Source organism: Lelliottia sp. GFLA7, from assembly GCF_056490165.1.
In genome coordinates, this window is record NZ_JBWLAQ010000007.1 from 123,531 (window position 1) to 148,398 (window position 24,868).

Below are 24,868 nucleotides of genomic sequence, written 5' to 3' on the forward strand. Positions count from 1 at the left end.
CCTGTAGCGCGAAGAATGAAAGACATTACCATTCGGCGACCGAGCCATCCTCATGCCGCCATAATGGATTACGCCAGTCCGGCGCATTCTTACTCAGCTCAATGACTTTGGCTTCGTCGATTTCGACGCCCAGGCCCGGCTTCGTCAACGGTTTAAAGAAACCGCCTTCCATGTTGAAGTCTTCTTTGTTTTTCACGAAATCGAGCAATTCCGCGCCCTTGTTATAGTGGATGCCCATGCTTTGTTCCTGGAACACCGCGTTGCGCGAAACAAAGTCCACGTGCAGACAGGCTGCCAGAGCGATCGGTCCCAGCGGGCAGTGCGGCGCTAGCGCCACGTCGTAGGCTTCGGCCATTCCGGCGATTTTGTAGCATTCGGTGATACCGCCTGCGTGCGACAGATCCGGCTGCAGAATGGCCAGGCCGCCGGCTTCCAGCACGCGTTTGAATTCGAAGCGCGAGAACATACGTTCACCCGCGGCAATCGGAATATGGGTTTGTGCCGCCAGTTTCGGATAGTACTCGGCCTGTTCCGCCAGAACCGGTTCTTCAATAAACAGCGGGCGATATTGCTCGAGTTCTTTGATTAGCACTTTTGCCATCGGCGCGCTGACGCGGCCGTGGAAATCGAGACCAAACTCAATTTCATTGCCGAAGGCTTCGCGGATCTGCGCCACGGTATTTACCGCTTTGTCTACCGCACGCGAGTTATCAATCACGCCCATCTCTTCGCAGCCGTTCAGCTTGAAAGTGTCAAAGCCGATGTTGCGCAGAGTTTTAATTCCGTCGATCACTTCCGCCGGACGGTCACCGCCGACCCAGCTGTAGGCTTTGATTTTGTCGCGAACCAAACCACCCATCAGCTGCCACACCGGCGCGTTCAGTACTTTGCCTTTGATGTCCCACAGCGCCTGATCGATACCCGCGATAGCGCTCATCAGAATCGGGCCGCCGCGGTAAAAGCCTGCGCGGTACATGACTTGCCACAGGTCGTTAATGCGCGCCGGATCCTGACCAATTAAATATTCTTTTAGCTCATGTACCGCCGCTTCTACGGTGCGTGCGCGGCCTTCGATGACCGGTTCGCCCCAGCCCACGACGCCTTCGTCAGTTTCGATTTTCAAAAACATCCAGCGCGGGGGTAAACGGTACGTGGTGATGTTGGTTATTTTCATTTCACTGCCTCTCGATACGCCTTAACAAATGCGGCTGCCTGCTCTGCGGTACGTTCCACGGACTGTCCGGCGCGATACAAATCGCTGCCAAGGCCTGCGCCCACACAACCGGCTTTCAACCATTGCGCCAGGTTTTCTGGCGTGACGCCGCCCACAGCGAAGACCGGAACATCCGCCGGAAGCACGGCTCTCAATGCTTTGATGTAGTCCGGGCCGAAGGCTGACGACGGGAAAATTTTCAGCGCCTGCGAGCCTGCGTCCAGCGCGGTAAACGCCTCTGTCGCCGTGGCGCATCCTGGGCAGACGGTCATGCCGTAACCGACCGCGCGGCGGATCACCTCTGGATTGATATTCGGCGTGACGATGAGCTTGCAGCCCATTTTCGCGAGCTGGTCCACCTGGTCAGGTTTCAGAACCGTACCGGCGCCAATCAGTGCTTTGTGGCCGTAAGCATCAACGACCGCAGGAATGCTTTTTTCCCATTGCGGAGAGTTCAGCGGGATTTCGACCGCGTCAAAACCGGCGTGGATAACCGCGCCAACGTGCGCCAGCGCCTCGTCCGGCGTGATGCCGCGTAAAATCGCGATAAGAGGAAGATTAGTTTGCCACTGCATGAGCGATGCTCCTTATGCCTGCCTGAAATGCCGTATCGCCTGCCACGGTTGCAACCTTGCGCCCAATGGCGCTGAACGCCTGCTGGTAGCGCGTCGTTAACGATGAACCGGCGACGATCGTGATGGCCTGCTCGCTGGCGATGAAATCGCGCATGCTGGCGACTTCTGCGCCAATCAGCAGGCCGGACAGAAATTCGCTGACCTCTTCACGCGGGAGATTTCCCAGCACGTGCGACGCGCGAACTTCAAAAAGTTGTGGCAAAACGGCAGGCGAGGCGAGACCGCGCTCAAGCCCGGCAGTGAACGCGTCAGGAGCGTTTTTTTGTTCCGGTAAACCTGCGCCCACCAGCGAATGACGCAGCAGCAAATGGTGCAGTTCACCGGTCATCACGGTGCAGAAATCGTGGATTTGCTCGCCATCCGCCAGCACCCATTTACAGTGGGTACCGGGCATCACGTACACAGAAGATGGAGAAAGTGAGCGCGCGCCGAGCAGTTGGGTCTCTTCGCCGCGCATCACGTTATGGTTATCGTCGCGAGAAACGCATAAGCCTGGAATGATCCACATCTTGTCGCCAACGGACGTTAACTGCTCGCCAATGGCCGAGAAATGGGCAGGAACAGGCAGGTACGGGGCAATTTTCCAGCCGACGTTGCTGCCAACCATTCCGGCCATCACCACCGGTGTGGTGCCATCGCGCCAGCCTGATGTCACCTCTGCTAACACCGCTTCGGGGGATTTACCGTTCAGGCGCGTGACGCCTGCTTCGGACTGCCTGCTTTCCAGGCATCTGTCGTCCTGATAAAGCCAGGCGCGCAGATTGGTCGATCCCCAGTCAATAGCGATGTAGCGAGATGTCATGTGATTTCCTTTAGCCTTCGTGTTGAGCTGGCGATCATGGTGAGCGCCGCCTGCTCTGCCGCATCGCTGTCCTGATGCCGTATCGCATCGAACAACGCTTTATGTTCCTGGAGCGTCTTCGGCATGTTGGCCTCATCGCCCATCCAGGTTCGTTCAAATACTGCGCGCTGTAGCGAGCTGATCGCGACGCTAAGCTGCTGCAAAACCGGGTTGTGAACAGACTGCAACACCGCCTCGTGATAGCGAATATCCGCTTCGTTGAAGGCATCCCGATCCTGATTGTTGGCAATCATGTCGTTGAGCGCCGACTCAATTTGCGCCAGATCGCCCGAGGTCGCGCGTTCCGCCGCCCAGCGTGCGATGGCCGGTTCCACCAGATTTCGCACTTCGCTCATCGCGCCAATCAGACGCGGGTCGTAGTCGTTTTCCAGTACCCATTGCAGGACATCGGTGTCCAGGTAATTCCACTGGTTACGCGGGGCAACAAACGCGCCACGGTAACGTTTCATTTCGATCAGCCGCTTCGCCATCAGCGAACGAAACACTTCGCGAATGATATTGCGCGAGGTTTCAAACTCTTCGCAGAGTTCGGCTTCTGCGGGCAGCGGCGAACCGGGTACGTATTTGCCGCTCACAATCTGGTTGCCCAGCGTGATAACGATGCGGTCGGTTTTATTCAGCGTCATGGAGAGTCCTTGTGCTCTATGTGTCCATCACTACTTTACCGCGACCGCTGATTTTCGCCTCACTTTTGCAGTACAAACGTGAGGTTGTTCGTCATTGCCATGCCGGTAATGTAGTACAACAAATATAAGTTGTACTACAATCTGGATCACAAAAAGAACAATTCATTAATCTGAAGGCAAAAAAAAGCCCCGGTCTATAACCGAGGCTGATAAGTTGAAACAGGCTTAATTAAGGACGAATTTCTCGATGGCGTAGGCAACGCCGTCTTCCAGATTGGATTTGGTCACGAAATTGGCGACCTCTTTCACCGATGGGATTGCGTTTTCCATCGCCACGCCCATTCCTGCGTATTCAATCATCGCGATGTCGTTTTCCTGATCGCCCAGGGTCATGATCTCTTCCGGCTTGATGCCCAGCGCGTCGGCCAGTGATTTCACGCCAGTGCCTTTATTGACGCGTTTATCGAGGATTTCGAGGAAATACGGCGCACTTTTTAGCACGGTATATTTCTCTTTTACCTCCGCCGGAATGCGGGCAATCGCCTGATCCAGAATCGCGGGCTCGTCAATCATCATGACTTTCAGGAATTGCGTGCTCGGATCCATTTTCTCGGCTTCGCAGAACACCAGCGGAATGGTGGCGACAAAGGATTCATGCACGGTGTAGTAGCTGATATCGCGGTTGGCGGTGTACAGCGTATTGCGATCGAGTGCGTGGAAATGGGAACCGACCTCGCGGGACAATTTTTCGAGGTACAGGTAATCGTCATAGCTCAGTGCTGTTTGCGCCACGGTGCTGCCATCAGCGGCTTTCTGAACCAGCGCGCCGTTATAGGTGATGCAGTAATCACCCGGCTCATTCATGTGCAGCTCTTTCAGATAGCTGTGAACACCGGCATAGGGACGGCCCGTGGTCAGCACCACATTCACGCCTTTTGCGCGCGCGGCGGCAATCGCCTTTTTAACAGCAGGAGAAATAGTGTGGTCCGGCAGCAGCAATGTGCCGTCCATGTCGATTGCAATGAGTTTAATGGCCATGAGATCCCCGATTTAAATGAGTCTGTCCTCATGCTAACGCGATTCCGCATGGAAAACAGTAAAAGAGTCGTGGAGAAAGGGGGATAGAGTTGAGGAAGGGGATTCCTCTTTTGTGGGGCCTTTTTCCCCTCACCCCGAAGACGGAGTGAGGGGTTTTACAACTTAGATATCGATATTTGCGGCTTTCAAGGCGTTCTCTTCAATGAAGGCGCGGCGAGGTTCTACGGCGTCGCCCATCAGAGTCGTGAACAGCTGGTCGGCGGCAATCGCATCTTTCACGGTCACGCGCAGCATACGGCGGCTTTCCGGATCCATCGTCGTTTCCCACAGCTGATCCGGGTTCATTTCGCCCAGACCTTTATAACGCTGAATGTACAGACCACGACGGGACTCTTTCACCAGCCATTCCAGCGCCTGCTCAAAGCTGGCAACGGGCTGACGGCGCTCGCCGCGTTCGATGAAGGCGTCGTCTTCGATCAGACCGCGTAGCTTCTCACCCAGCGTGCAAAGACGACGGTATTCGCCACCGGTCACAAACTCGTGATCCAGCGGATAATCGGTGTCAACACCGTGAGTACGCACACGAACGATTGGCTCGAACTGGTGCAACTCGGCATTTTCGCGGACATCAAACTTCCACATGCTGCCGTGCTGCTCGTTCTCATTCAGATCGGTAATCAGCTGGTTAATCCAGCGAGTCACGGTCTGCTCATCGCTCAGATCGGCTTCGGTCAGCGTTGGCTGGTAAACCAGCGCCTTCAGCAGCGTGCGCGGGAAGCGACGCTCCATACGGCCGATCATTTTCTGCGTCGCGTTGTACTCAGAAACCAGTTTTTCAAGAGGCTCACCCGCCAGCGCCGGAGCGAAAGCGTTGGCGTGCAGAGAAGCACCGTCCAGAGCGATAGAGATCTGGTACTGGTCCATCGCTTCATCGTCTTTAATGTACTGTTCTTGCTTGCCTTTCTTCACTTTGTACAGCGGTGGCTGTGCAATGTAGATGTGGCCACGTTCAACAATTTCAGGCATCTGACGATAGAAGAAGGTCAGCAGCAGCGTACGGATGTGTGAACCATCAACGTCCGCATCGGTCATGATGATGATGCTGTGATAGCGCAGTTTATCCGGGTTGTACTCGTCACGACCGATACCACAGCCAAGCGCGGTGATAAGGGTAGCGACTTCCTGAGAGGAGAGCATTTTGTCGAAGCGCGCTTTCTCAACGTTGAGGATTTTCCCCTTCAACGGCAGAATCGCCTGGTTCTTACGGTTACGCCCCTGCTTCGCAGAGCCGCCCGCGGAGTCCCCTTCCACCAGGTACAGTTCGGAGCGAGCCGGATCGCGTTCCTGGCAATCTGCCAGTTTGCCCGGCAGGCCCGCCAGATCCAGCGCACCTTTACGGCGAGTCATTTCACGGGCTTTACGCGCCGCTTCACGCGCACGAGCCGCATCGATAATTTTGCCGACCACGATTTTCGCGTCAGACGGGTTTTCCAGCAGGTATTCGCTCAGCAGTTCGTTCATCTGCTGTTCAACGGCGGTTTTCACCTCAGAAGAAACCAATTTGTCTTTGGTCTGAGAGGAGAATTTCGGATCCGGGACTTTAACCGACACCACAGCAATCAGGCCTTCACGGGCATCATCACCGGTTGCGCTGACTTTCGCTTTTTTGCTGTAGCCTTCTTTATCCATGTAGGCATTCAGCGTACGAGTCATCGCCGTACGGAAACCGACAAGGTGTGCACCGCCATCACGCTGCGGAATGTTGTTGGTAAAGCAGTAGATATTTTCCTGGAAACCATCGTTCCACTGCAGCGCAACTTCGACGCCGATACCGTCTTTTTCGGTGGAGAAATAGAAGATATTCGGGTGGATAGGCGTTTTGTTTTTGTTGAGATACTCAACAAATGCCTTGATGCCGCCTTCGTAGTGGAAATGGTCTTCTTTGCCGTCACGCTTATCGCGCAGACGAATCGACACGCCGGAGTTCAGGAATGAGAGCTCGCGCAGGCGTTTCGCCAGAATTTCGTATTCAAATTCAACGACGTTAGAAAACGTCTCGTGGCTCGGCCAGAAACGTACGGTGGTACCCGTTTTTTCCGTGTCGCCAGTGACCGCCAGCGGAGCCTGCGGCACGCCGTGCGAATAAACCTGGTGATGCGCTTTGCCTTCGCGGTAGATAACCAGTTCCAGCTTCTGCGACAGGGCGTTCACAACGGAAACGCCAACACCGTGCAGACCGCCGGACACTTTGTACGAGTTATCATCGAACTTACCGCCCGCGTGCAGAACGGTCATGATGACTTCTGCAGCAGACACGCCCTCTTCCGGGTGAATACCGGTCGGGATACCACGGCCATCATCCTGTACGGAAACGGAGTTATCGCCGTGAATGGTGACGATAATATCTTTACAGTGACCCGCGAGTGCTTCGTCGATAGCGTTATCCACAACCTCGAATACCATGTGGTGCAGACCGGTGCCGTCATCGGTATCGCCGATATACATACCTGGGCGCTTACGCACCGCATCCAGTCCTTTCAGGACTTTGATACTGGAGGAGTCATAAGAATTCGACATCAACGTTTCTCGCTCATTTATTCTTGGGTTAATCCGTTATTTTACCCTTTTCCACGGTGAACATCTTCGAATTTTTGTCCGACATGTCCAGAACGTGTTCAGCGCTAATGGCGCTGACGAAAACCTGCGACTGCGTGGCTTTTAAGCGGCTGGCAAGCAGTCCGCGCCGTGCGTCGTCGAGTTCCGAGGCAAAATCATCTATCAGATACAGACAGCGCCGCCCGCTTTCACGGGTAAGGAACTCCCCCTGCGCCAAACGCAGCGCGCACATCAGGAGTTTGAGCTGTCCGCGCGACAAGGTATCTTCGACCGGTGCGCCGTCGGCACGAATGCGGAAGTCCGCTTTGTGTGGGCCGTGCGCGGTATAGGTCAGCATGCGGTCGCGTTCGAAGCTTCTCTCCAGCACTTCGGCATAATCCGTCTCTTTCTCCCAGCCACGCTGGAAGGAGAAGGTGAGAGAAAACTCGGGTAGAAATTGTTTGCAGGTATCCGCCATATCTTCAGCAATACCTGCGCTGTATTCGGCGCGCCAGCGGCTAATTTGCTCCGCAAGGGGGACCAGTTCCATATCCCACGGGCGCACCTGAGCATAGCGGGTGACCTGTCGCAGCGCGGCATTGCGCTGTTTGAGCAGTCGCTTGAGATTGCTCCAGGCGTTAAAGAAACCCGCTTCGTTGTGAAAACATCCCCAATCAAGGAATGCTCTTCTGTATTTGGGGCCGCCGTTGAGTAATGTAAATCCCTCAGGCGTAATCAGTTGCATTGGCATCAATAAAGCCAGTTCAGCGACTTTGTGCCCGTCAGTGCCGTCGATGCGCACTTTGCTGTCGCCCTGCTTATCTTTCGTCAGACCAATCGAGGTTTCACGCTCGCTGCCCTGTAATCGCCCGTGCAGAATAAACGATTCCTGTTCATGACGGATGACGCGACCCACCTGCAAGCTGCGAAAGGCGCGGCCATGACCCAGCGTGTAGATGGCTTCCAGCACGCTGGTTTTGCCGCTGCCGTTAGCGCCGACCAGGAAATTAAAGCCGGGAGATAAAGCGAGATCCGCATTTTCGATATTGCGAAAATCTTTGATGAGAAGGCGCGTCAGTGACATATATCAGTACATTGATCCAGAGATCCAGGGCGTTATCGGCGCAGCCAGTTTCAACGCGGACTGCGCGCAGACCCTGGAGCGTACACGGAGTACGTGACAGGGGCGAGCACAGCCCAGGTTGAAAATGACAAGTAAGATAGCCCGATATTTTCCACTAGAGGCGCATTGGCATGACGACATAGGCTGCGCTTTGCGAGGCCGCATCTTCAATCTGCACGCTTGAAACAGAATCGGTCAGCAGAATGCGAACGTTCTCGCATTTCAGCGCATTCAGCACATCCAGTACGTAACTGACGTTGAAGCCGATTTCCATTTCAGTCCCAGCGTAGGTGACGTCCAGAATCTCTTCTGCCTCTTCCTGCTCCGGGTTATTCGCGGTGATTTTGATCTGGTTTTCACTCACGTACAGACGCACGCCGCGGAATTTCTCGTTTGAGAGAATCGCCGCACGGGCAAAGGCCTGTTTGAGGATATCGCAGCCTGCTTCCAACGTTTTGTCCGGATTCTTCGGCAATACGCGGCGATAATCAGGGAAACGACCATCAACCAGCTTGGAGGTAAAGATAAAGTCGCCAACGTGCGCGCGAATATTATTGCTACCAATTTGCACGCGCAGCGGGTTTTCGCCGCCGTCGAGCATCCGCATCAGTTCAATCACGCCTTTACGCGGGACGATGACGGAATGGTTGGGCAACGTCACGCCGATGGGCATCGAGCAGACCGCCAGACGGTGGCCATCTGTCGCCACGGTACGCAGTTCTTCACCTTCGGTTTCGAACAGCATGCCGTTTAGATAGTAACGAACGTCCTGATGCGCCATCGAAAATTGGGTGGCTTCAATCAGACGTTTCATCGTCGCCTGCGGCAGGGTGAATTCAACTTCACTTTGCCAGTCGTCCAGATTCGGGAAATCAATCGCTGGCAGCGTTGAGAGCGAAAAACGACTGCGGCCAGAACGAACCAGAATACGGTCGCCTTCCAGCTGCACCGCGATTTCCGCGCCCTCTGGCAATCCACGGCAAATATCAAAGAATTTACGCGCGGGGACAGTCGTTGCGCCTGCATCATGTGGCTGGGACAGCGTCACACGAGCAACCATTTCCATTTCAAGATCGGTACCCGTCAGCGACAGCGTGCCATCAGCGACCTGCAACAGCAGATTACCAAGAATAGGAAGCGTCGGGCGGCCACCTAATGGGCCACTCACCTGTTGCAGCGGTTTTAATAAATGTTCACGTTCAACGGTAAATTTCATAGCGTCACGATGATAGGGTTCTGATTAAATTGGAAAAATCTTCTTTTATGTCGTGGCTTTCTTCACGTAACTGCTCAATCTTGCGGCAGGCATGAAGGACGGTCGTATGGTCACGGCCACCAAACGCGTCGCCAATTTCCGGCAGACTGTGGTTGGTCAGCTCTTTTGCCAGTGCCATCGCCATCTGACGCGGACGCGCTACCGAGCGAGAACGACGCTTGGACAGCAAGTCTGCAATTTTGATTTTGTAATACTCGGCCACCGTCTTCTGGATATTGTCGATGGTGACCAGTTTTTCCTGAAGCGCCAGCAGATCGCGTAGCGCTTCACGCACGAAATCAATGGTAATCGCCCGGCCGGTAAAATTGGCGTTGGCAATCACACGGTTCAGTGCGCCTTCCAGCTCACGAACGTTGGAGCGAAGTCGTTTAGCAATAAAGAACGCCACTTCACCCGGCAGGCGAATGTCATTTTCATCCGCTTTTTTCATCAGGATCGCAACGCGGGTTTCCAGCTCCGGTGGCTCGATCGCCACGGTCAGTCCCCAGCCAAAACGAGATTTTAGACGATCTTCAACGCCATTGATCTCTTTTGGATAACGATCCGAGGTCAAAATGATCTGCTGGTTGCCTTCAAGCAATGCGTTGAAGGTGTGGAAAAACTCTTCCTGGGATCGTTCTTTATTGGCAAAGAATTGGATGTCATCGATCAACAGCGCATCGACGGAACGGTAGTAGCGTTTAAACTCTTCGATCGCGTTGTTTTGCAGGGCTTTTACCATGTCCTGAACGAAGCGCTCGGAGTGCATATACACCACTTTCGCATTGGGCTTACGTGCCACAATGCCGTTACCCACAGCATGCAGCAAGTGCGTTTTACCTAAGCCAGTGCCGCCATAAAGGAACAGTGGGTTATAGGCGCCGCCAGGGTTGTCCGCAACCTGTCGGGCCGCAGCACGCGCCAGCTGGTTCGATTTACCTTCTACAAAGTTATCAAACGTATGTTTGACGTTAACGTTGGAGCGGTAGGTCGGTTCAGCGGGGGCTGGAACATTGTCCCAACCCGAACGCGCGGGCTGGATAATGCGTGGCGTGGGCACATGAATCTGCGCGGGAGCCGCAACGTTCACGGTCTCTCTGACGGTCTGGGTGACGGGTTTCGTCCCCACCTCAAAACGCAGCTGCGGGGCATCTGCACCGCAAAAATCGTTAAGCAATCCATTGATGTTATTAAGGTATTTATCCCTTACCCAATCGAGCACGAAACGGTTTGGCGCATACAAAGCCAGCGTGTTATCGCTCAGTTCCGCCTGCAACGGGCGGATCCACATACTGAATTCTGTGGCTGGTAACTCATCCTGCAATCGGGCAAGACATTGCTGCCAAAGCGAAAGTGACACGGCGGACTCCACTCGAACAATAAAAGAAAGACACTGAATAATCGTGATTGTTGGCACACGTCGACAAGACCCTGTGCAAAAGGGTGACGTGCGAATTGCTATCTGCAATTTTACCTGACCAGACCCACTGGGATCCCGATCAGGACCGCGGATCATAGCCTAAACTGAGCCAGAGATCTTCTGTTTCTCACAGATTCTTCCCGATTTATCCACAGGAAGATCCGAAACCGGGTAAGTGTAATCGATCCTGGCTGGAGCACCCACGATTTGGTCCGTATATTGGAAAATTTAATGAGCAAAGACAATTTTCTGCTTAAATGATCTCATGAAGATCCAGGACGATCCTTGCGATTTGGTTGGGAGGTCGTATAATCCTCCACCCGGCGCGTGATGCTCGACTTCCTGCGTCGGACCGTTGTTCATTTTCCACACGAAAAGGTGCGGAAATACGCGGGAAATAAGGAAAGAGAATTGACTCCGGAGTGTACAATTATTACAATCCGGCCTCTTTAATCACCCACGCTGAGGCGTTAGTCGTTCGTTAATCGTTCGGGTATACGCGAAAGTCAGTGAATTTATTCAAGTTTAGGTAGAAATCGCCATGAAACGCACTTTTCAACCGTCTGTACTGAAGCGCAACCGTTCTCACGGCTTCCGTGCTCGTATGGCTACTAAAAATGGTCGTCAGGTTCTGGCACGTCGTCGTGCTAAAAGCCGTTCTCGTCTGACCGTTTCCAAGTAATAAAGCTAACCCCTGAGTGGTTAAGCTAGCATTTCCCAGGGAGTTACGTTTGTTAACTCCCACTCATTTCACATTCGTCTTCCAGCAGCCATATCGGGCTGGCACGCCGCAAATCACCATCCTCGGCCGCCAAAATTCGCTGGGGCATCCCCGCATCGGTCTCACAGTCGCCAAGAAAAACGTTAAGCGTGCGCATGAACGCAATCGGATTAAACGTCTGACGCGTGAAAGCTTCCGTTTACGTCAACACGAACTTCCGTCAATGGATTTCGTTGTGGTGGCGAAAAAGGGGGTTGCTGACCTCGATAACCGTGCTCTCTCGGAAGCGTTGGAAAAACTATGGCGCCGCCACTGTCGCCTGGCTCACGGGTCCTGATAGGCCTTATCAGGGTCTATCAGCGCCTGATCAGTCCGCTGTTGGGGCCGCATTGTCGTTTCACGCCAACGTGCTCTAGCTACGGAATTGAGGCATTGCGCAGGTTTGGAGTGATAAAAGGCAGTTGGTTGACGGTGAAACGCGTATTAAAATGCCACCCTTTACACCCTGGTGGTGACGACCCCGTCCCGCCCGGACCATTTGATACCAGAGAACACTAACGATGGATTCGCAACGCAATCTTTTAGTCATCGCTTTGTTGTTCGTGTCTTTCATGATCTGGCAAGCATGGGAACAGGATAAAAATCCTCAACCCCAGCAACAGCAGACCACGCAGACAACGACCACCGCAGCGGGTAGCGCCGCCGACCAGGGCGTACCGGCCAGTGGCCAGGGAAAACAGATTACGGTTAAAACCGATGTGCTTGAGCTGACAATCAACACCCGTGGTGGTGATATTGAGCAGGCGCTGCTGTTGACCTACCCGAAAGAGCTGAAGTCAAACGAACCGTTCCAGTTACTGGAAACGACGCCAGAGTTCCTCTATCAGGCACAGAGCGGCCTGACAGGTCGTGATGGCCCGGACAACCCGGCTAACGGTGCTCGTCCGCTGTATAACGTCGATAAAGATACGTTTGTGATGGCTGATGGCCAGAACGAACTCGCGATCCCGATGACTTACACTGACGCGGCTGGCAATACTTTCACCAAAACCTTCACCCTGAAACGCGGTGAGTATGCGGTGAGCGTGGGCTATAACGTGCAGAACACCAGTGCGAAACCACTGGAAGTCTCAACGTTTGGTCAGCTGAAGCAGTCCATCAATCTGCCGTCTCACCGTGACACCGGAAGCAGCAACTTTGCGCTGCATACCTTCCGTGGCGCGGCGTACTCCACGCCAGATACCAAGTACGAGAAATACAAATTCGACACCATCGCGGATAACGAAAACCTGAACGTCAGTGCTAAAGGCGGCTGGGTTGCGATGTTGCAGCAGTATTTCGCGACAGCGTGGGTGCCAAACAACGACGGTGTGAACAACTTCTACACCGCGAATCTGGGCAATGGCATCGCCGCTATCGGCTATAAGTCACAGCCGGTTCTGGTTCAGCCGGGTCAAACAGGTACGCTGGGCAGCACCCTGTGGGTCGGTCCGGAAATCCAGAATAAGATGGCCGCCGTCGCACCGCACCTGGATCTGACCGTAGATTACGGTTGGTTGTGGTTCATCTCTCAGCCGCTGTTCAAACTGCTGAAATGGATCCATAGCTTCCTGGGCAACTGGGGCTTCTCCATCATCGTTATCACCTTTATCGTTCGTGGCATCATGTACCCGCTGACCAAAGCGCAGTACACCTCCATGGCGAAGATGCGTATGCTGCAGCCGAAGATTGCGGCGATGCGTGAGCGTCTGGGCGATGACAAACAGCGTCAAAGCCAGGAAATGATGGCCCTGTACAAAGCGGAGAAGGTAAACCCTCTGGGTGGTTGCTTCCCGCTGCTGATTCAGATGCCAATCTTCCTTGCGCTGTACTACATGCTGATGGGTTCCGTTGAATTGCGCCACGCGCCTTTCGCACTGTGGATCCATGACTTGTCTGCACAGGACCCGTACTACATCCTGCCGATCCTGATGGGTATCACGATGTTCTTCATTCAGAAGATGTCGCCGACCACTGTGACCGACCCGATGCAGCAGAAGATCATGACCTTTATGCCGGTCATCTTCACCGTGTTCTTCCTGTGGTTCCCGTCAGGTCTGGTGCTGTACTACATCGTCAGCAACCTGGTGACGATCCTGCAGCAACAGCTGATTTACCGTGGTCTGGAAAAACGTGGTTTACATAGCCGCGAAAAGAAAAAATCCTAATACGCTTCATTCTTTAAGCTGCAGGCGCGTTGGCTGCCTTTGCTTGCCCCAGGAGCTTACGGAAGTCAAGCTCCTGGGGCGCATAAACTTGCCGCCTTCCTGCAACTTGAATTATTTCGCGTTACTACGGTAGAGTTAATGCCAGAGAAGGCGGTCAATAGACCGCCTTTTTTACATCTACAAAGAGAAAAAACCATGAGCCATAACGACACTATCGTCGCCCAGGCAACTCCACCGGGACGCGGTGGTGTAGGTATTTTGCGTATCTCCGGCCTGAAGGCGCGCGAGGTGGCTGAAGCCGTGCTGGGCAAACTGCCAAAGCCGCGCTACGCCGATTACCTCCCTTTTAAAGATGCTGACGGCACCGCGCTGGATCAGGGCATCGCGCTATGGTTCCCCGGCCCCAACTCCTTTACCGGTGAGGACGTGCTGGAGCTGCAGGGTCACGGCGGCCCCGTTATCCTCGACCTGCTTTTAAAACGCATTCTGACGCTACCGGGCCTGCGCATCGCTAAACCGGGTGAGTTCTCCGAGCGTGCATTCCTGAACGATAAGCTTGATCTGGCCCAGGCAGAAGCCATTGCCGACCTGATTGACGCCAGCTCCGAACAAGCAGCGCGCTCCGCGTTGAACTCGCTGCAGGGTGCGTTTTCCACACGCGTGAATCACTTAGTGGAAGCACTTACTCACCTGCGAATCTACGTCGAAGCGGCTATCGACTTCCCGGACGAGGAGATCGACTTCCTTTCTGACGGCAAAATCGAAGCGCAGCTGAACACCGTGATGGCCGATCTGGATGCGGTCCGTGCCGAAGCCCGTCAGGGAAGTTTGCTCCGCGAAGGGATGAAAGTCGTGATTGCCGGGCGTCCAAACGCCGGCAAATCGAGCCTGCTGAACGCCCTTGCAGGCCGCGAAGCGGCGATTGTGACAGATATCGCGGGCACGACCCGCGACGTATTGCGCGAACACATTCATATCGACGGCATGCCGCTGCATATCATTGATACTGCTGGCCTGCGCGATGCCAGCGACGAAGTTGAACGTATCGGCATCGAGCGTGCCTGGCAGGAAATTGAACAAGCCGACCGCGTGCTGTTTATGGTAGATGGCACCACCACCAGCGCAGTGGATCCGGCGGATATCTGGCCTGACTTTATTGCTCGCCTGCCCGCAAAACTGCCGATTACCGTCGTGCGTAACAAAGCCGATATGACCGGCGAAACGCTGGGCCTGAGCGATGTGAACGGTCACTCACTGATTCGTCTGTCGGCTCGAACGGGTGAAGGCGTTGAAGACCTGCGCAACCATCTCAAGCAGAGCATGGGCTTTGAAACCAATATGGAAGGCGGCTTCCTGGCGCGTCGTCGTCACCTTCAGGCGCTTGAAGCGGCGGCAAATCACCTCGATCAGGGCAAAGCACAGCTGCTCGGCGCGTGGGCGGGTGAATTGCTGGCAGAAGAGCTGCGTCTGGCGCAGCAGAGTCTGAGCGAGATCACGGGCGAATTTACGTCAGATGATTTGCTGGGACGGATTTTCTCTAGCTTCTGTATCGGTAAATAATCCTCACGACCCACTAGTGATTTCCTGGCAGGAAATCACTAGTGTCCAAATGGCAACTCGCGCTTTGACCTTTATCCCCCTATGCTTTGCGCCTGCCTGACATGGGGGATTTATGGCGCGTTTTCTGTTTTGTAGTTTTGCTTTGGTTTTACTTTATCCATCAGGCATAGATATGTATCTGGTTGGCCTCCCGCACATCGCGCGCGATTTAGGGGCCAGCGAAGCGCAACTGCATATCGCGTTTTCAGCCTATCTGGCGGGTATGGCATCGTCGATGCTATTTGCCGGGAAGATCGCCGACAAAGCCGGACGACAACCTGTCGCCATTACCGGCGCAGTGATCTTTGCCTTGGCTTCCGTACTCTGCTCAATGGCGCAAGACAGCACGCTGTTCCTGTCAGGCCGTTTTATCCAGGGCATCGGCGCGGGCGGTTGCTACGTGGTGGCATTTGCGATTTTACGCGATACCCTCAGCGCTCAGCGTCGCGCCAAAGTGCTTTCCATGCTTAACGGCATCACCTGTATTATTCCAGTGCTCGCGCCGGTGGTCGGCTATCTCATTATGCTCAAACTGCCGTGGCAGAGCCTGTTCTGGACGATGGCCGCCATGGGCGCATTGGTCTTTATTTTGTCGATCACCGTGCTCAAAGAGACGCACCCCGGCTCGCATCATTCCGGGCACTCCGCGACGGTTCAACCTGCCGAAAAACTGCTTAACCGCTTTTTCATCAGCCGTCTGCTGGTCACCACCCTGAACGTGGCCGTCATTCTCACCTTTGTAAACGTTTCCCCAGTGTTGCTGATGGAAACGATGGGTTTTGATCGCGGAGAATATTCCACGGTGATGGCGCTGACGGCGATGGTCAGCATGGCGGTATCGTTTTCCACCCCCTTTGCACTGAACGTCTTTAGCCAGCGCACGCTGATGCTCACTTCTCAGGTACTGTTCCTGGCCGCAGGCGTGATCCTGGCCACCGCAAGTTCGCATGCCATCATGCTGGGGGGCATTACGCTGATTTGCGCTGGTTTCTCCGTGGGATTTGGCGTGGCGATGAGCCAGGCGTTAGGGCCGTTCTCTTTGCGCGCTGGCGTCGCCAGTTCCGCGCTGGGTATTGCGCAGGTGTGTGGTTCATCGCTATGGATTTGGCTCGCGGCGGTGATCGGTCTTAATGCCCTGAATATGCTGATCGGGATTCTGATTGGCTGTAGCATGCTGTGTATCCTGTTACTTTTGGCGATACAGCCCGCGGCGCATTATGAAGAAGCCCCTCAGCAGTCTCGATCTTAACCTGTTACTGTGCCTGCAGCTGTTGCTGCAGGAGCGCAGCGTCACCAAAGCGGCCAAGCGCATGAACGTCACGCCGTCGGCGGTCAGCAAATCGCTGGCGAAACTGCGCGACTGGTTTGACGACCCGCTATTTGTCAAAACGCCGCTGGGCCTGCTTCCTACACCGCTGACGGTCAGTCTCGAACAGGACCTCACGGACTGGATGCAGATTGGCAATCAGATCCTCGATAAATTCCACCACGACTCTCCGGGTGGACTGAAATTCGAACTGGCGGCGGAAACGCCGCTGATGCTCATCCGTTTTAATACCCTGCTGGAACAGGTGAATCAGCGGTATCCGCAGGCGACCGTGCGCATGCGGCACTGGGATTACGATTCGCTGGATGCCATAACGCGGGGGGAGGTCGATCTCGGCTTTACCGGACGCGAAACGCATCCACGCTCGCGCGAGCTCCTGAAGTTGATGCCGTGGTTTATCGACTACGAAATCCTGTTTAGCGACCGTCCGTGCGTCTATTTGCGCGAAGATCACCCCGCACTCAATGAAGAGTGGAATCTGGACACGTTTCTGCGTTATCCGCACATCAGCATCTTTTGGGAACGCAGCGACACTTGGGCGCTGGACGAAGTGCTCAGAGAGATGGGGCGCGAGCGCAATATTGCCCTCAGTCTGCCGGGTTTTGAGCAGTCGATGTTTATGGCCGCGCAGCCTCATCACAACTACATTGCGACCGCGCCGCAGTATTGCCATCACTATAATCAGATCCACCAGCGCAATCTCGTCAGCCGCCCAATCCCCATTGACGAAGCGCTGTCTGAAAAACTCACCGTGCCCTTCACGCTGATCTGGCATAAACGGAACAGTCACAATCCCAAAATTGTCTGGTTGAAAGAGACGATCAAGGCGTTGTACTGCGATTCACTGCGCTAAAGATCTCTTTTTTGCCTCTGCAAATGTAAAGTTCGGTTCATTGGCTTCTCATACTTCCATTTACCGATTAAAACAGATGCAAAGTTAAGCGATAATGGTGTAACCGTTTAACCTGTCACTGACCATTATCATGGAGCGAAAAATGGCAACGCATTTTGCAAGAGGGATACTGACAGAAGGACGACTTGCTTCCGTCAGGCTCTCTTCGGCCTGCCACAATCAGGCGCGTACGCTGCCGGAACATCGACGCTCGCGATTCCTGGCCTCCCGAGCGTTACTCGCCGAACTGATGTTTATGCTTTATGGCACCAGCGAACTCCCGGAAATGCTCACGCAGCCCGAGGGCCGTCCCGTTTTTGCTGACCCCGAACTCCCGCGTTTCTCGGTGGCGTATACGGGGAATATCGTGGGTGTGGCGCTGACGACAGAGGGTGATTGCGGCCTGGATATGGAACTCCAGCGCGTGACGCATAGCTTCCACGGTCCTCACGCGCATGACGATTACCCGCTCTCCAGCAATGAAAAGCTTTGGGTGCGCAATCAAAACGATCCCAACGAAGCCAAAGCGCAGCTCATTACGCTACGTCAGAGTATCCAAAAACTCTCGGGCTGCGCGGTCGACGATGCGAGCTTGTTGCAGCTCCTGCCCGGTTCAGGCCGCCTGCGTTCAGCCAAAGCGGCACGCGTTGAAGCGCTTAGCGACGCCGAAGACGTCTTGATCTGGTCCATCGCCGTGACCCCTGCCATTGAACGCCTGAGAGTCTGGGAATTTGACAGTCGACACGGGTGGCATAGCCTGCCGGATGTCCCGGCTCGCGCTAACATACCTGCAGCACGCCTGATAAGATTAATCAGTTTACCGATCGAAAAAGCGCTAACCCTCAACTGACCCGTCCTGGGCCATCATGGTGTAAAGGAGTAGTCATGTCTGATACGTTGAAAGTTGTTACGTTACTGGGAAGCCTGCGTAAAGGCTCATTTAATGGGATGGTTGCCCGCACGTTACCCAAGATTGCCCCTGCGGGAATGGACGTATCGGCATTACCCTCCATTGGTGATATTCCGCTGTATGACGCCGATGTTCAGCAGGAAGAGGGTTTCCCGCACAGTGTGGAAGCGCTTGCAGAGCAAATTCGCCAGGCGGACGGCGTGGTGATTGTCACACCGGAATATAACTACTCGGTGCCGGGTGGGTTGAAGAATGCGATCGACTGGCTGTCACGCTTACCCAATCAGCCGCTTGCCGGTAAACCGGTGCTGATTCAGACCAGCTCAATGGGGGCGATTGGCGGTGCACGCTGTCAGTATCACCTGCGCCAAATCCTGGTATTCCTGGATGCGATGGTGATGAATAAGCCGGAATTTATGGGCGGTGTGATTCAGAATAAAGTGGATACGCAAACGGGCGAAGTGGTCGATCAAAGCACGCTGGATCATCTGACCGGTCAGCTGACCGCGTTTGGGGAGTATATTCAGCGGGTTAAAGCATAAGCTCATTGCGGTCAGTTGCCCTCTCCCACAGGGAGAGGGAACTCACGTAGCACCTTAGTGTGCATCAATAAACACAATCTTCAGCACAAACAGCAGCGCCACGACAACAACGCATGGGCTGAGCTCGCGCAAACGTCCTGTACCGATTTTCATCACGCAATAAGAGATAAAGCCCAGCGCGATACCTTCGGTAATCGAGAAGCTGAACGGCATCATCACGGCAGTAATAAACGCCGGAACCGCTTCGGTTAAATCGTCCCACTTCACGCGCGACAGGCTAGAGGTCATCAGCACGCCCACGTAAATCAGCGCGCCTGCAGCTGCATACGGTGGCACCATGCCTGCCAGCGGCGAAAGGAAGATCACCAGCAGGAACAGAAGACCCACCACAACGGCCGTCAGACCGGTACGGCCACCGACGGAAACGCCAGACGACGACTCAATGTAAGCGGTAACGGACGACGTACCGATAAAAGAGCCCGCGACAGACGACACGCTATCAACAAACAGCGCCTGTTTCATGCGCGGGAATTTGCCGTTCTCATCCGCCAGACCGGCTTTGTCGGTCACGCCAATCAGCGTCCCGGAGGAGTCGAACAGGTTGACCAGCATGAAGGAGAAAATCACGCCCGCCAGCCCCAGGTTAAACGACCCCGCCAGATCAACGTGGCCAATCACGCTAGACACGCTCGGTGGTGCGGAGACGATGCCGTGATATTGCACGTCGCCCATCATCCAGCCCAGCAGCGTGGTCACCACGATAGACACCAGCACCGCCGCATGAATATTACGGGACGCCAGAATCGCGATGATAAAGAAGCCCAGCACACCCAACAGAACGCTGTGAGACGCCAGATTACCAATGCTCACCAGCGTTTCTGGGTTCGCGACGATAACGCCCGCGTTTTTCAGACCCATCATGCCGATGAATAAACCGATACCGCTGGTAATCCCCACGCGCAGGCTCACCGGGATATTGGCAATCATCCAGTAACGCACGCGGAAAATGGTCAGCAGCAACAGGCCGACAGCGCCCCAGAAGATGGCACCCATCCCCACTTGCCACGGCAGGCCCATCGCCTGCACGACGACAAACGCGAAGAAGGCGTTAAGACCCATCGCTGGCGCCAGTGCCACCGGGAGGTTAGCAAACACGCCCATCAGAATACTGCCGAGAGCAGCAATCAGACAGGTGGTGACGAAGACGGCGCTGGTATCCATGCCAGCAACGCCCAAAATTTGCGGGTTAACAAAAACGATATACACCATCGTCAGGAAGGTGGTGAAACCAGCGATCACTTCGGTGCGTGCCGTCGTGCCGTGCTCGCGCAATTTGAACACGCGCTCAAGCAAACCCTGACCAGACGTCTGGGTAGTGTGTTGTTGACTCATCATCAATTTCCGAACATAGGAGGGAAAATTCGTCGCTATCCTATACCAAAATGCGACAATAAGGGCAGTTACGAGATACTTTTTTTCATTGAATTTGCTTATACGGCAACGATTGCGTCTCGTGATTCTGCATTACGTAAACGTTAAACTTGTTAAAAGGGAAAAGCATGTCTGAGATTGAAGCGGTATTTTTCGACTGCGACGGTACGCTGGTCGACAGTGAGGTCATTTGTTCCCGCGCGTATGTCAGCATGTTCCAGGAATTTGGCATTACGCTCGATCTCGAAGAGATCTTTAAGCGCTTTAAAGGCGTGAAGCTTTACGAGATTATTGACATCATCAACGCCGAGCACGGCGTCAGTCTTGCGAAAGCGGACTTAGAACCTGTTTACCGCGCCGAGGTCGCACGCCTCTTCGACTCGGAACTGGACGTCATCGCGGGCGCGAATGCGCTGCTGGATTCCATGGCGGTACCGATGTGCGTGGTGTCTAACGGCCCGGTCACCAAAATGCAGCACTCTCTTGGCAAACTGAAGATGTTGCATCACTTCCCGGAAAAACTGTTCAGCGGTTACGATATCCAGCGCTGGAAGCCAGATCCTGCGTTGATGTTCCATGCGGCGAAAGCGATGAACGTGAACGTGGAGAACTGTATTCTGGTGGACGATTCCAGCGCGGGCGCGCAGTCGGGGATTGATGCGGGAATGGAGGTGTTTTACTTCTGCGCCGATCCGCATAACAAGCCGATTGACCACCCGAAAGTCACGACGTTTACCGATTTAGCGCAACTGCCTGAATTGTGGAAAGCGCGTGGATGGAAGATTACCCGCTAAGTTTCCCTCACCCCAACCCTCTCCCAAACGAGAGGGAGAAAAGCGAAACGCGCAGTGATTGAGGGAACGTCGCGAAACCTTCCCTCTCCCGATGGGAGAGGGTTAGGCCAACATCACTCTTTCGGATCGCTACCGGCCAGCAGTTTGTCCAGCTCATCGCCGCCAACGTGACGGAAATCTTGTCCCTTCACGAAGTAGAAGATGTATTCGCAAATGTTCTGACAACGATCGCCGATACGCTCGATAGAACGTGCGCAGAACAGCGCGGTCAGGACGCTTGGAATGGTGCGCGGATCTTCCATCATGTAGGTCATCAGCTGACGCACAATGCCTTCATATTCCTGGTCGACTTTCTTGTCTTCACGGTAGATACGCACCGCTTCGTCCAGATCCATACGCGCAAAGGCATCCAGCACGTCATGCAGCATTTGCACGGTGTGGCGGCCCAGCGACTCAAGGCTGACCAGCAGCGGCTGATGCTGGTGAGAGAATTTCTCCAGCGCCGTGCGGCAGATTTTATCGGCTACGTCACCAATACGTTCCAGTTCTGCGATGGTTTTGATGATCGCCATCACCAGACGCAGGTCGCTCGCCGTCGGCTGACGTTTCGCAATAATGCGCACGCACGCTTCGTCGATCGCGACTTCCATCATGTTGACGTTTTTGTCGCCTTCGACCACGCGCTTTGCCAGCTCGCTGTCCTGATTGTGCATCGCGGTAATCGCATCAGAAAGCTGCTGCTCCACCATGCCACCCATGGTCATTACCTGAGTGCGAATGCTTTCCAGCTCGGCGTTAAACTGACCGGAAATGTGTTTATTAAGGTTGAGATTGTCCATCATTCCTCCAGATGCCCAAAATATTTCTGGCTGCAACAAGGCGGCAACTGAGCGAATCCCCGGAATCGTAGTTCTCTACGTGACCGGGGTGAGCAAAGGCAGCCAACGCGGGTACAGCCTAAAAGATGAAGGACATATCAGCCGTAACGACCGGTAATGTAGTCTTCTGTTTGTTTTTTGGCGGGCTTGGTGAACAGATCGTCCGTGTTGCTGAACTCAATCAATTCGCCCAGGTACATAAACGCCGTATGGTCTGAACACCGCGCAGCCTGCTGCATGTTATGGGTGACAATCACCACGGTGTAATCCTGCTTCAGCTCGGTGATCAGCTCTTCAATACGACCCGTGGAGATAGGATCCAGCGCTGAACACGGCTCATCAAGCAGTAACACTTCCGGGCGGATCGCGATACCACGAGCGATACACAAACGCTGCTGCTGACCCCCTGAGAGAGAATATCCGCTCTGGTGTAACTTATCTTTGGTTTCGTTCCAGAGTGCGGCCTTGGTCAACGCCCACTGCACGCGCTCGTCCATATCGGCGCGAGACAGCTTTTCGAACAGGCGCACGCCAAAGGCGATGTTATCGTAAATGGACATCGGGAACGGCGTCGGTTTCTGGAATACCATGCCCACTTTGGCACGCAGCAGCGCGATATCCTGGGTATTGGTCAGAATGTTGTCGCCATCCAGCAGAATTTCGCCTTCCGCACGCTGCTCCGGATAGAGCGAGTACATTTTGTTAAAGGTACGCAGCAGGGTGGATTTGCCACAGCCTGATGGACCGATAAATGCCGTCACCTGGTTTTTGGCGATATCCAGGTTGATGTTTTTCAGTGCATGGAATTTACCGTAGTAGAAGTTCAAATCACGAACCTGAATCTTACCCGGTGCAGTATCAACCATACTCATTGACTCATTTCCTCATTCGGCGCCGCGTGATGCCGCGCCGTAAAAATTAACCGTGTTTCTGTTTCGCGAAAATGACGCGCGCCAGAATGTTCAGCAACAGTACGCACAGGGTGATAATTAACACCCCTGCCCAGGCCAGTTGTTGCCACTCGGCAAACGGGCTCATCGCAAATTTAAAGATGGTGACCGGCAGGTTAGCGATGGGCTGCATCATGTCGGTGCTCCAGAACTGGTTCGAAAGCGCGGTAAACAGCAGCGGTGCGGTTTCGCCCGCGATACGCGCAATCGCCAGCAGGATACCGGTCATGATCCCGGAGACTGACGCTTTCAGCGTAATCGCGGAGATCATCTTCCATTTCGGTGTACCCAGCGCATAAGCCGCTTCACGCAGGCTGTCCGGCACCAGTTTCAGCATGTTCTCGGTCGTACGGATAACGATAGGCACTTGCAGCAGCGCCAGCGCAATCACGCCCGCCCAGCCAGAGAAATGCTCCATCTGCGCGACCACAATGGTGTAGACGAACAGGCCGACCACAATAGACGGCGCGGAAAGCAGAATATCGTTAATAAAACGAATCACCTCAGCAACCCAGGATTTACGGCCATATTCCGCCAGATAAATCCCCGCCATGATGCCGAGAGGCGTTCCGACAACGGTCGCCCAGAAGATCAGCAGGCCGCTGCCTGCCAGGGCGTTTGCCAGCCCGCCACCCGCAGTGTTTGGCGGTGGCGTCATCTCGGTGAACAGCGCAATCGACATCCCGTCGATGCCGCGCGTGATTGTCGAGAACAGGATCCACACTAACCAGAACAGGCCAAACGCCATCGTCGCCATAGAAAGCGTCAGCGCAAGGCGGTTTTTGAAGCGACGGCGCGCCTGCATTTTGCGGCGAGATTCTGCCAGCGCAGTAGTGCTTTGCATTTCAAGCGTAGCCATTAGCGTACCCCCTCATTTTTCGCCAGGCGCATGATCATCAGCTTGGAGATCGCCAGAACGATGAAGGTGATTACGAACAGAATCAGACCCAGTTCCATCAACGCCGCCACATGCAGACCTGATTCCGCTTCGGCAAATTCATTTGCCAGCGCGGAGGTAATGCTGTTACCCGGCATAAACAGCGAGGCGCTGTCGAGTTGGTAGGTGTTACCGATGATAAAGGTCACCGCCATGGTTTCACCCAGCGCACGACCCAGACCCAGCATGACGCCGCCGATGACACCATTTTTGGTGAACGGTAGAACGATGCGCCAGATAACTTCCCAGGTGGTGCAGCCGATACCGTAGGCCGACTCTTTCATCATCACCGGCGTTTGTTCAAACACATCGCGCATGACCGCCGCAATGTACGGAATGATCATGATGGCGAGAATCACGCCCGCGGCCAGAATACCGATCCCGAACGCCGGGCCGGAGAACAGCGCGCCGACAAAAGGAATATTCGACAGGACATTGCCCACCGGTTCCTGGAAGTATTTCGCAAACAGCGGAGCAAAGATAAACAGACCCCACATGCCGTAAACGATACTCGGAATCGCCGCCAGCAGTTCAATCGCGATACCCAGCGGACGCCTGAGCCAGTTAGGGGCCAGCTCCGTCAGGAACAGCGCGATACCAAAACTCACCGGAACGGCAATCAACAGGGCGATAAACGAGGTGACCAGCGTGCCGTAAATCGGCACCAGCGCACCGTAAATATCGTTCGGCGCATCCCACTCTTTGGTCCACAGGAAGGCGAACCCGAATTTCTGGATGCTCGGCCAGGAGGAGAAAATCAGTGACACGATAATGCCGCCCAGCAGCAATAGCACAATCAGCGCAGCCAGTTTTACCAGCGCGCTGAAAATCTTGTCACCATTTTTACCCGGAGGGTTAAAAGCAGGCTTGGTTGCAGCCATAAATTACTCTTCTGTTAAATACGTTTACGAAG

Annotated in this window: 24 protein-coding genes; 10 read left to right on the plus strand and 14 right to left on the minus strand. The window is 54.4% G+C overall.

Annotated features, from left to right (window positions below):
• Positions 1-25: 25 nt before the first annotated feature.
• The 9 genes from dgoD to dnaA form a co-directional block, all read right to left on the minus strand.
• Positions 26-1,174 (minus strand): galactonate dehydratase, encoded by a 1,149-nt coding sequence (gene dgoD / locus AC07RN_RS17450; protein ID WP_011915277.1) that lies wholly within the window; start codon positions 1,172-1,174, stop codon positions 26-28.
• Positions 1,171-1,788 carry a 2-dehydro-3-deoxy-6-phosphogalactonate aldolase gene (locus tag AC07RN_RS17455; RefSeq protein WP_478336943.1) on the minus strand — a complete coding sequence of 206 codons (618 nt, stop codon included), beginning with the start codon at positions 1,786-1,788 and terminating at the stop codon, positions 1,171-1,173. The genes dgoD and AC07RN_RS17455 overlap by 4 nt, the downstream gene beginning before the upstream one ends.
• Complete coding sequence (locus AC07RN_RS17460; protein WP_478336944.1) at positions 1,772-2,650, minus strand: 2-dehydro-3-deoxygalactonokinase; 879 nt, start codon at positions 2,648-2,650, stop codon at positions 1,772-1,774. The genes AC07RN_RS17455 and AC07RN_RS17460 overlap by 17 nt, the downstream gene beginning before the upstream one ends.
• Entirely contained in the window at positions 2,647-3,336 is a 690-nt protein-coding gene (gene dgoR / locus AC07RN_RS17465) for a D-galactonate utilization transcriptional regulator DgoR (RefSeq protein WP_011915274.1), read from the minus strand. The genes AC07RN_RS17460 and dgoR overlap by 4 nt, the downstream gene beginning before the upstream one ends.
• Before the next feature lie 225 nt (positions 3,337-3,561).
• Positions 3,562-4,374: a sugar-phosphatase gene (yidA, locus tag AC07RN_RS17470; protein WP_011915273.1), complete on the minus strand. Its 813-nt coding sequence runs from the start codon at positions 4,372-4,374 to the stop codon at positions 3,562-3,564.
• A gap of 162 nt (positions 4,375-4,536) precedes the next feature.
• A complete protein-coding gene (gyrB, locus tag AC07RN_RS17475; protein WP_011915272.1) occupies positions 4,537-6,951 on the minus strand; it encodes a DNA topoisomerase (ATP-hydrolyzing) subunit B in 2,415 nt (804 codons plus the stop codon).
• 28 nt (positions 6,952-6,979) lie between these two features.
• On the minus strand, positions 6,980-8,053 hold the full coding sequence (gene recF / locus AC07RN_RS17480; protein ID WP_011915271.1) for a DNA replication/repair protein RecF: 1,074 nt from the start codon (positions 8,051-8,053) through the stop codon (positions 6,980-6,982).
• Positions 8,054-8,207: 154 nt separating this feature from the next.
• Positions 8,208-9,308, minus strand: coding sequence for a DNA polymerase III subunit beta (gene dnaN / locus AC07RN_RS17485; RefSeq protein WP_011915270.1), 1,101 nt, complete (start codon positions 9,306-9,308; stop codon positions 8,208-8,210).
• A 4-nt stretch (positions 9,309-9,312) separates the two neighbouring features.
• A complete protein-coding gene (dnaA, locus tag AC07RN_RS17490) occupies positions 9,313-10,707 on the minus strand; it encodes a chromosomal replication initiator protein DnaA (RefSeq protein ID WP_041689172.1) in 1,395 nt (464 codons plus the stop codon).
• Positions 10,708-11,308: 601 nt separating this feature from the next.
• Here dnaA and rpmH point away from each other — a divergent pair.
• From rpmH to AC07RN_RS17535, 9 genes are all read left to right on the plus strand, one after another.
• On the plus strand, positions 11,309-11,449 hold the full coding sequence (gene rpmH, locus AC07RN_RS17495; RefSeq protein WP_002220736.1) for a 50S ribosomal protein L34: 141 nt from the start codon (positions 11,309-11,311) through the stop codon (positions 11,447-11,449).
• Between the two features lie 16 nt (positions 11,450-11,465).
• Positions 11,466-11,825, plus strand: a complete 360-nt coding sequence (gene rnpA / locus AC07RN_RS17500) for a ribonuclease P protein component (RefSeq protein ID WP_041689569.1) — start codon at positions 11,466-11,468, stop codon at positions 11,823-11,825.
• A complete protein-coding gene (gene yidD, locus AC07RN_RS17505) occupies positions 11,789-12,046 on the plus strand; it encodes a membrane protein insertion efficiency factor YidD (protein ID WP_015585463.1) in 258 nt (85 codons plus the stop codon). Before rnpA ends, yidD begins: the two co-directional genes overlap by 37 nt.
• A 2-nt stretch (positions 12,047-12,048) precedes the next feature.
• Positions 12,049-13,695, plus strand: a complete 1,647-nt coding sequence (gene yidC / locus AC07RN_RS17510; RefSeq protein WP_015961104.1) for a membrane protein insertase YidC — start codon at positions 12,049-12,051, stop codon at positions 13,693-13,695.
• Between the two features lie 195 nt (positions 13,696-13,890).
• A complete protein-coding gene (mnmE, locus tag AC07RN_RS17515) occupies positions 13,891-15,255 on the plus strand; it encodes a tRNA uridine-5-carboxymethylaminomethyl(34) synthesis GTPase MnmE (protein ID WP_478336945.1) in 1,365 nt (454 codons plus the stop codon).
• 112 nt (positions 15,256-15,367) lie between these two features.
• Positions 15,368-16,543 carry an MdtL family multidrug efflux MFS transporter gene (locus AC07RN_RS17520; RefSeq protein WP_478336946.1) on the plus strand — a complete coding sequence of 392 codons (1,176 nt, stop codon included), beginning with the start codon at positions 15,368-15,370 and terminating at the stop codon, positions 16,541-16,543.
• Positions 16,512-17,474: an HTH-type transcriptional regulator YidZ gene (gene yidZ, locus AC07RN_RS17525; RefSeq protein ID WP_478336947.1), complete on the plus strand. Its 963-nt coding sequence runs from the start codon at positions 16,512-16,514 to the stop codon at positions 17,472-17,474. The genes AC07RN_RS17520 and yidZ overlap by 32 nt, the downstream gene beginning before the upstream one ends.
• A gap of 142 nt (positions 17,475-17,616) precedes the next feature.
• On the plus strand, positions 17,617-18,363 hold the full coding sequence (locus AC07RN_RS17530; protein WP_235134355.1) for a 4'-phosphopantetheinyl transferase family protein: 747 nt from the start codon (positions 17,617-17,619) through the stop codon (positions 18,361-18,363).
• Positions 18,364-18,398: 35 nt separating this feature from the next.
• Entirely contained in the window at positions 18,399-18,965 is a 567-nt protein-coding gene (locus AC07RN_RS17535; protein ID WP_186753234.1) for an NADPH-dependent FMN reductase, read from the plus strand.
• A gap of 54 nt (positions 18,966-19,019) precedes the next feature.
• Here the strand turns inward: AC07RN_RS17535 and AC07RN_RS17540 are convergent, their stop codons facing one another.
• The gene (locus AC07RN_RS17540) at positions 19,020-20,357 is read right to left on the minus strand and encodes an NCS2 family permease (protein ID WP_150099632.1); all 1,338 of its coding nucleotides are present in this window, start codon (positions 20,355-20,357) and stop codon (positions 19,020-19,022) included.
• Positions 20,358-20,524: 167 nt separating this feature from the next.
• Here AC07RN_RS17540 and yieH point away from each other — a divergent pair, with 167 nt between their 5' ends.
• On the plus strand, positions 20,525-21,190 hold the full coding sequence (gene yieH, locus AC07RN_RS17545; RefSeq protein WP_015961097.1) for a 6-phosphogluconate phosphatase: 666 nt from the start codon (positions 20,525-20,527) through the stop codon (positions 21,188-21,190).
• Between the two features lie 113 nt (positions 21,191-21,303).
• Here the strand turns inward: yieH and phoU are convergent, their stop codons facing one another.
• The 4 genes from phoU to pstC form a co-directional block, all read right to left on the minus strand.
• Positions 21,304-22,029, minus strand: coding sequence for a phosphate signaling complex protein PhoU (gene phoU / locus AC07RN_RS17550; protein ID WP_015961096.1), 726 nt, complete (start codon positions 22,027-22,029; stop codon positions 21,304-21,306).
• A gap of 137 nt (positions 22,030-22,166) precedes the next feature.
• Positions 22,167-22,940 (minus strand): phosphate ABC transporter ATP-binding protein PstB, encoded by a 774-nt coding sequence (pstB, locus tag AC07RN_RS17555; protein ID WP_015961095.1) that lies wholly within the window; start codon positions 22,938-22,940, stop codon positions 22,167-22,169.
• Positions 22,941-22,986: 46 nt separating this feature from the next.
• Complete coding sequence (gene pstA / locus AC07RN_RS17560; protein WP_015961094.1) at positions 22,987-23,877, minus strand: phosphate ABC transporter permease PstA; 891 nt, start codon at positions 23,875-23,877, stop codon at positions 22,987-22,989.
• Positions 23,877-24,836 (minus strand): phosphate ABC transporter permease PstC, encoded by a 960-nt coding sequence (gene pstC / locus AC07RN_RS17565; protein ID WP_015961093.1) that lies wholly within the window; start codon positions 24,834-24,836, stop codon positions 23,877-23,879. Before pstC ends, pstA begins: the two co-directional genes overlap by 1 nt.
• Between the last annotated feature and the right edge of the window lie 32 nt (positions 24,837-24,868).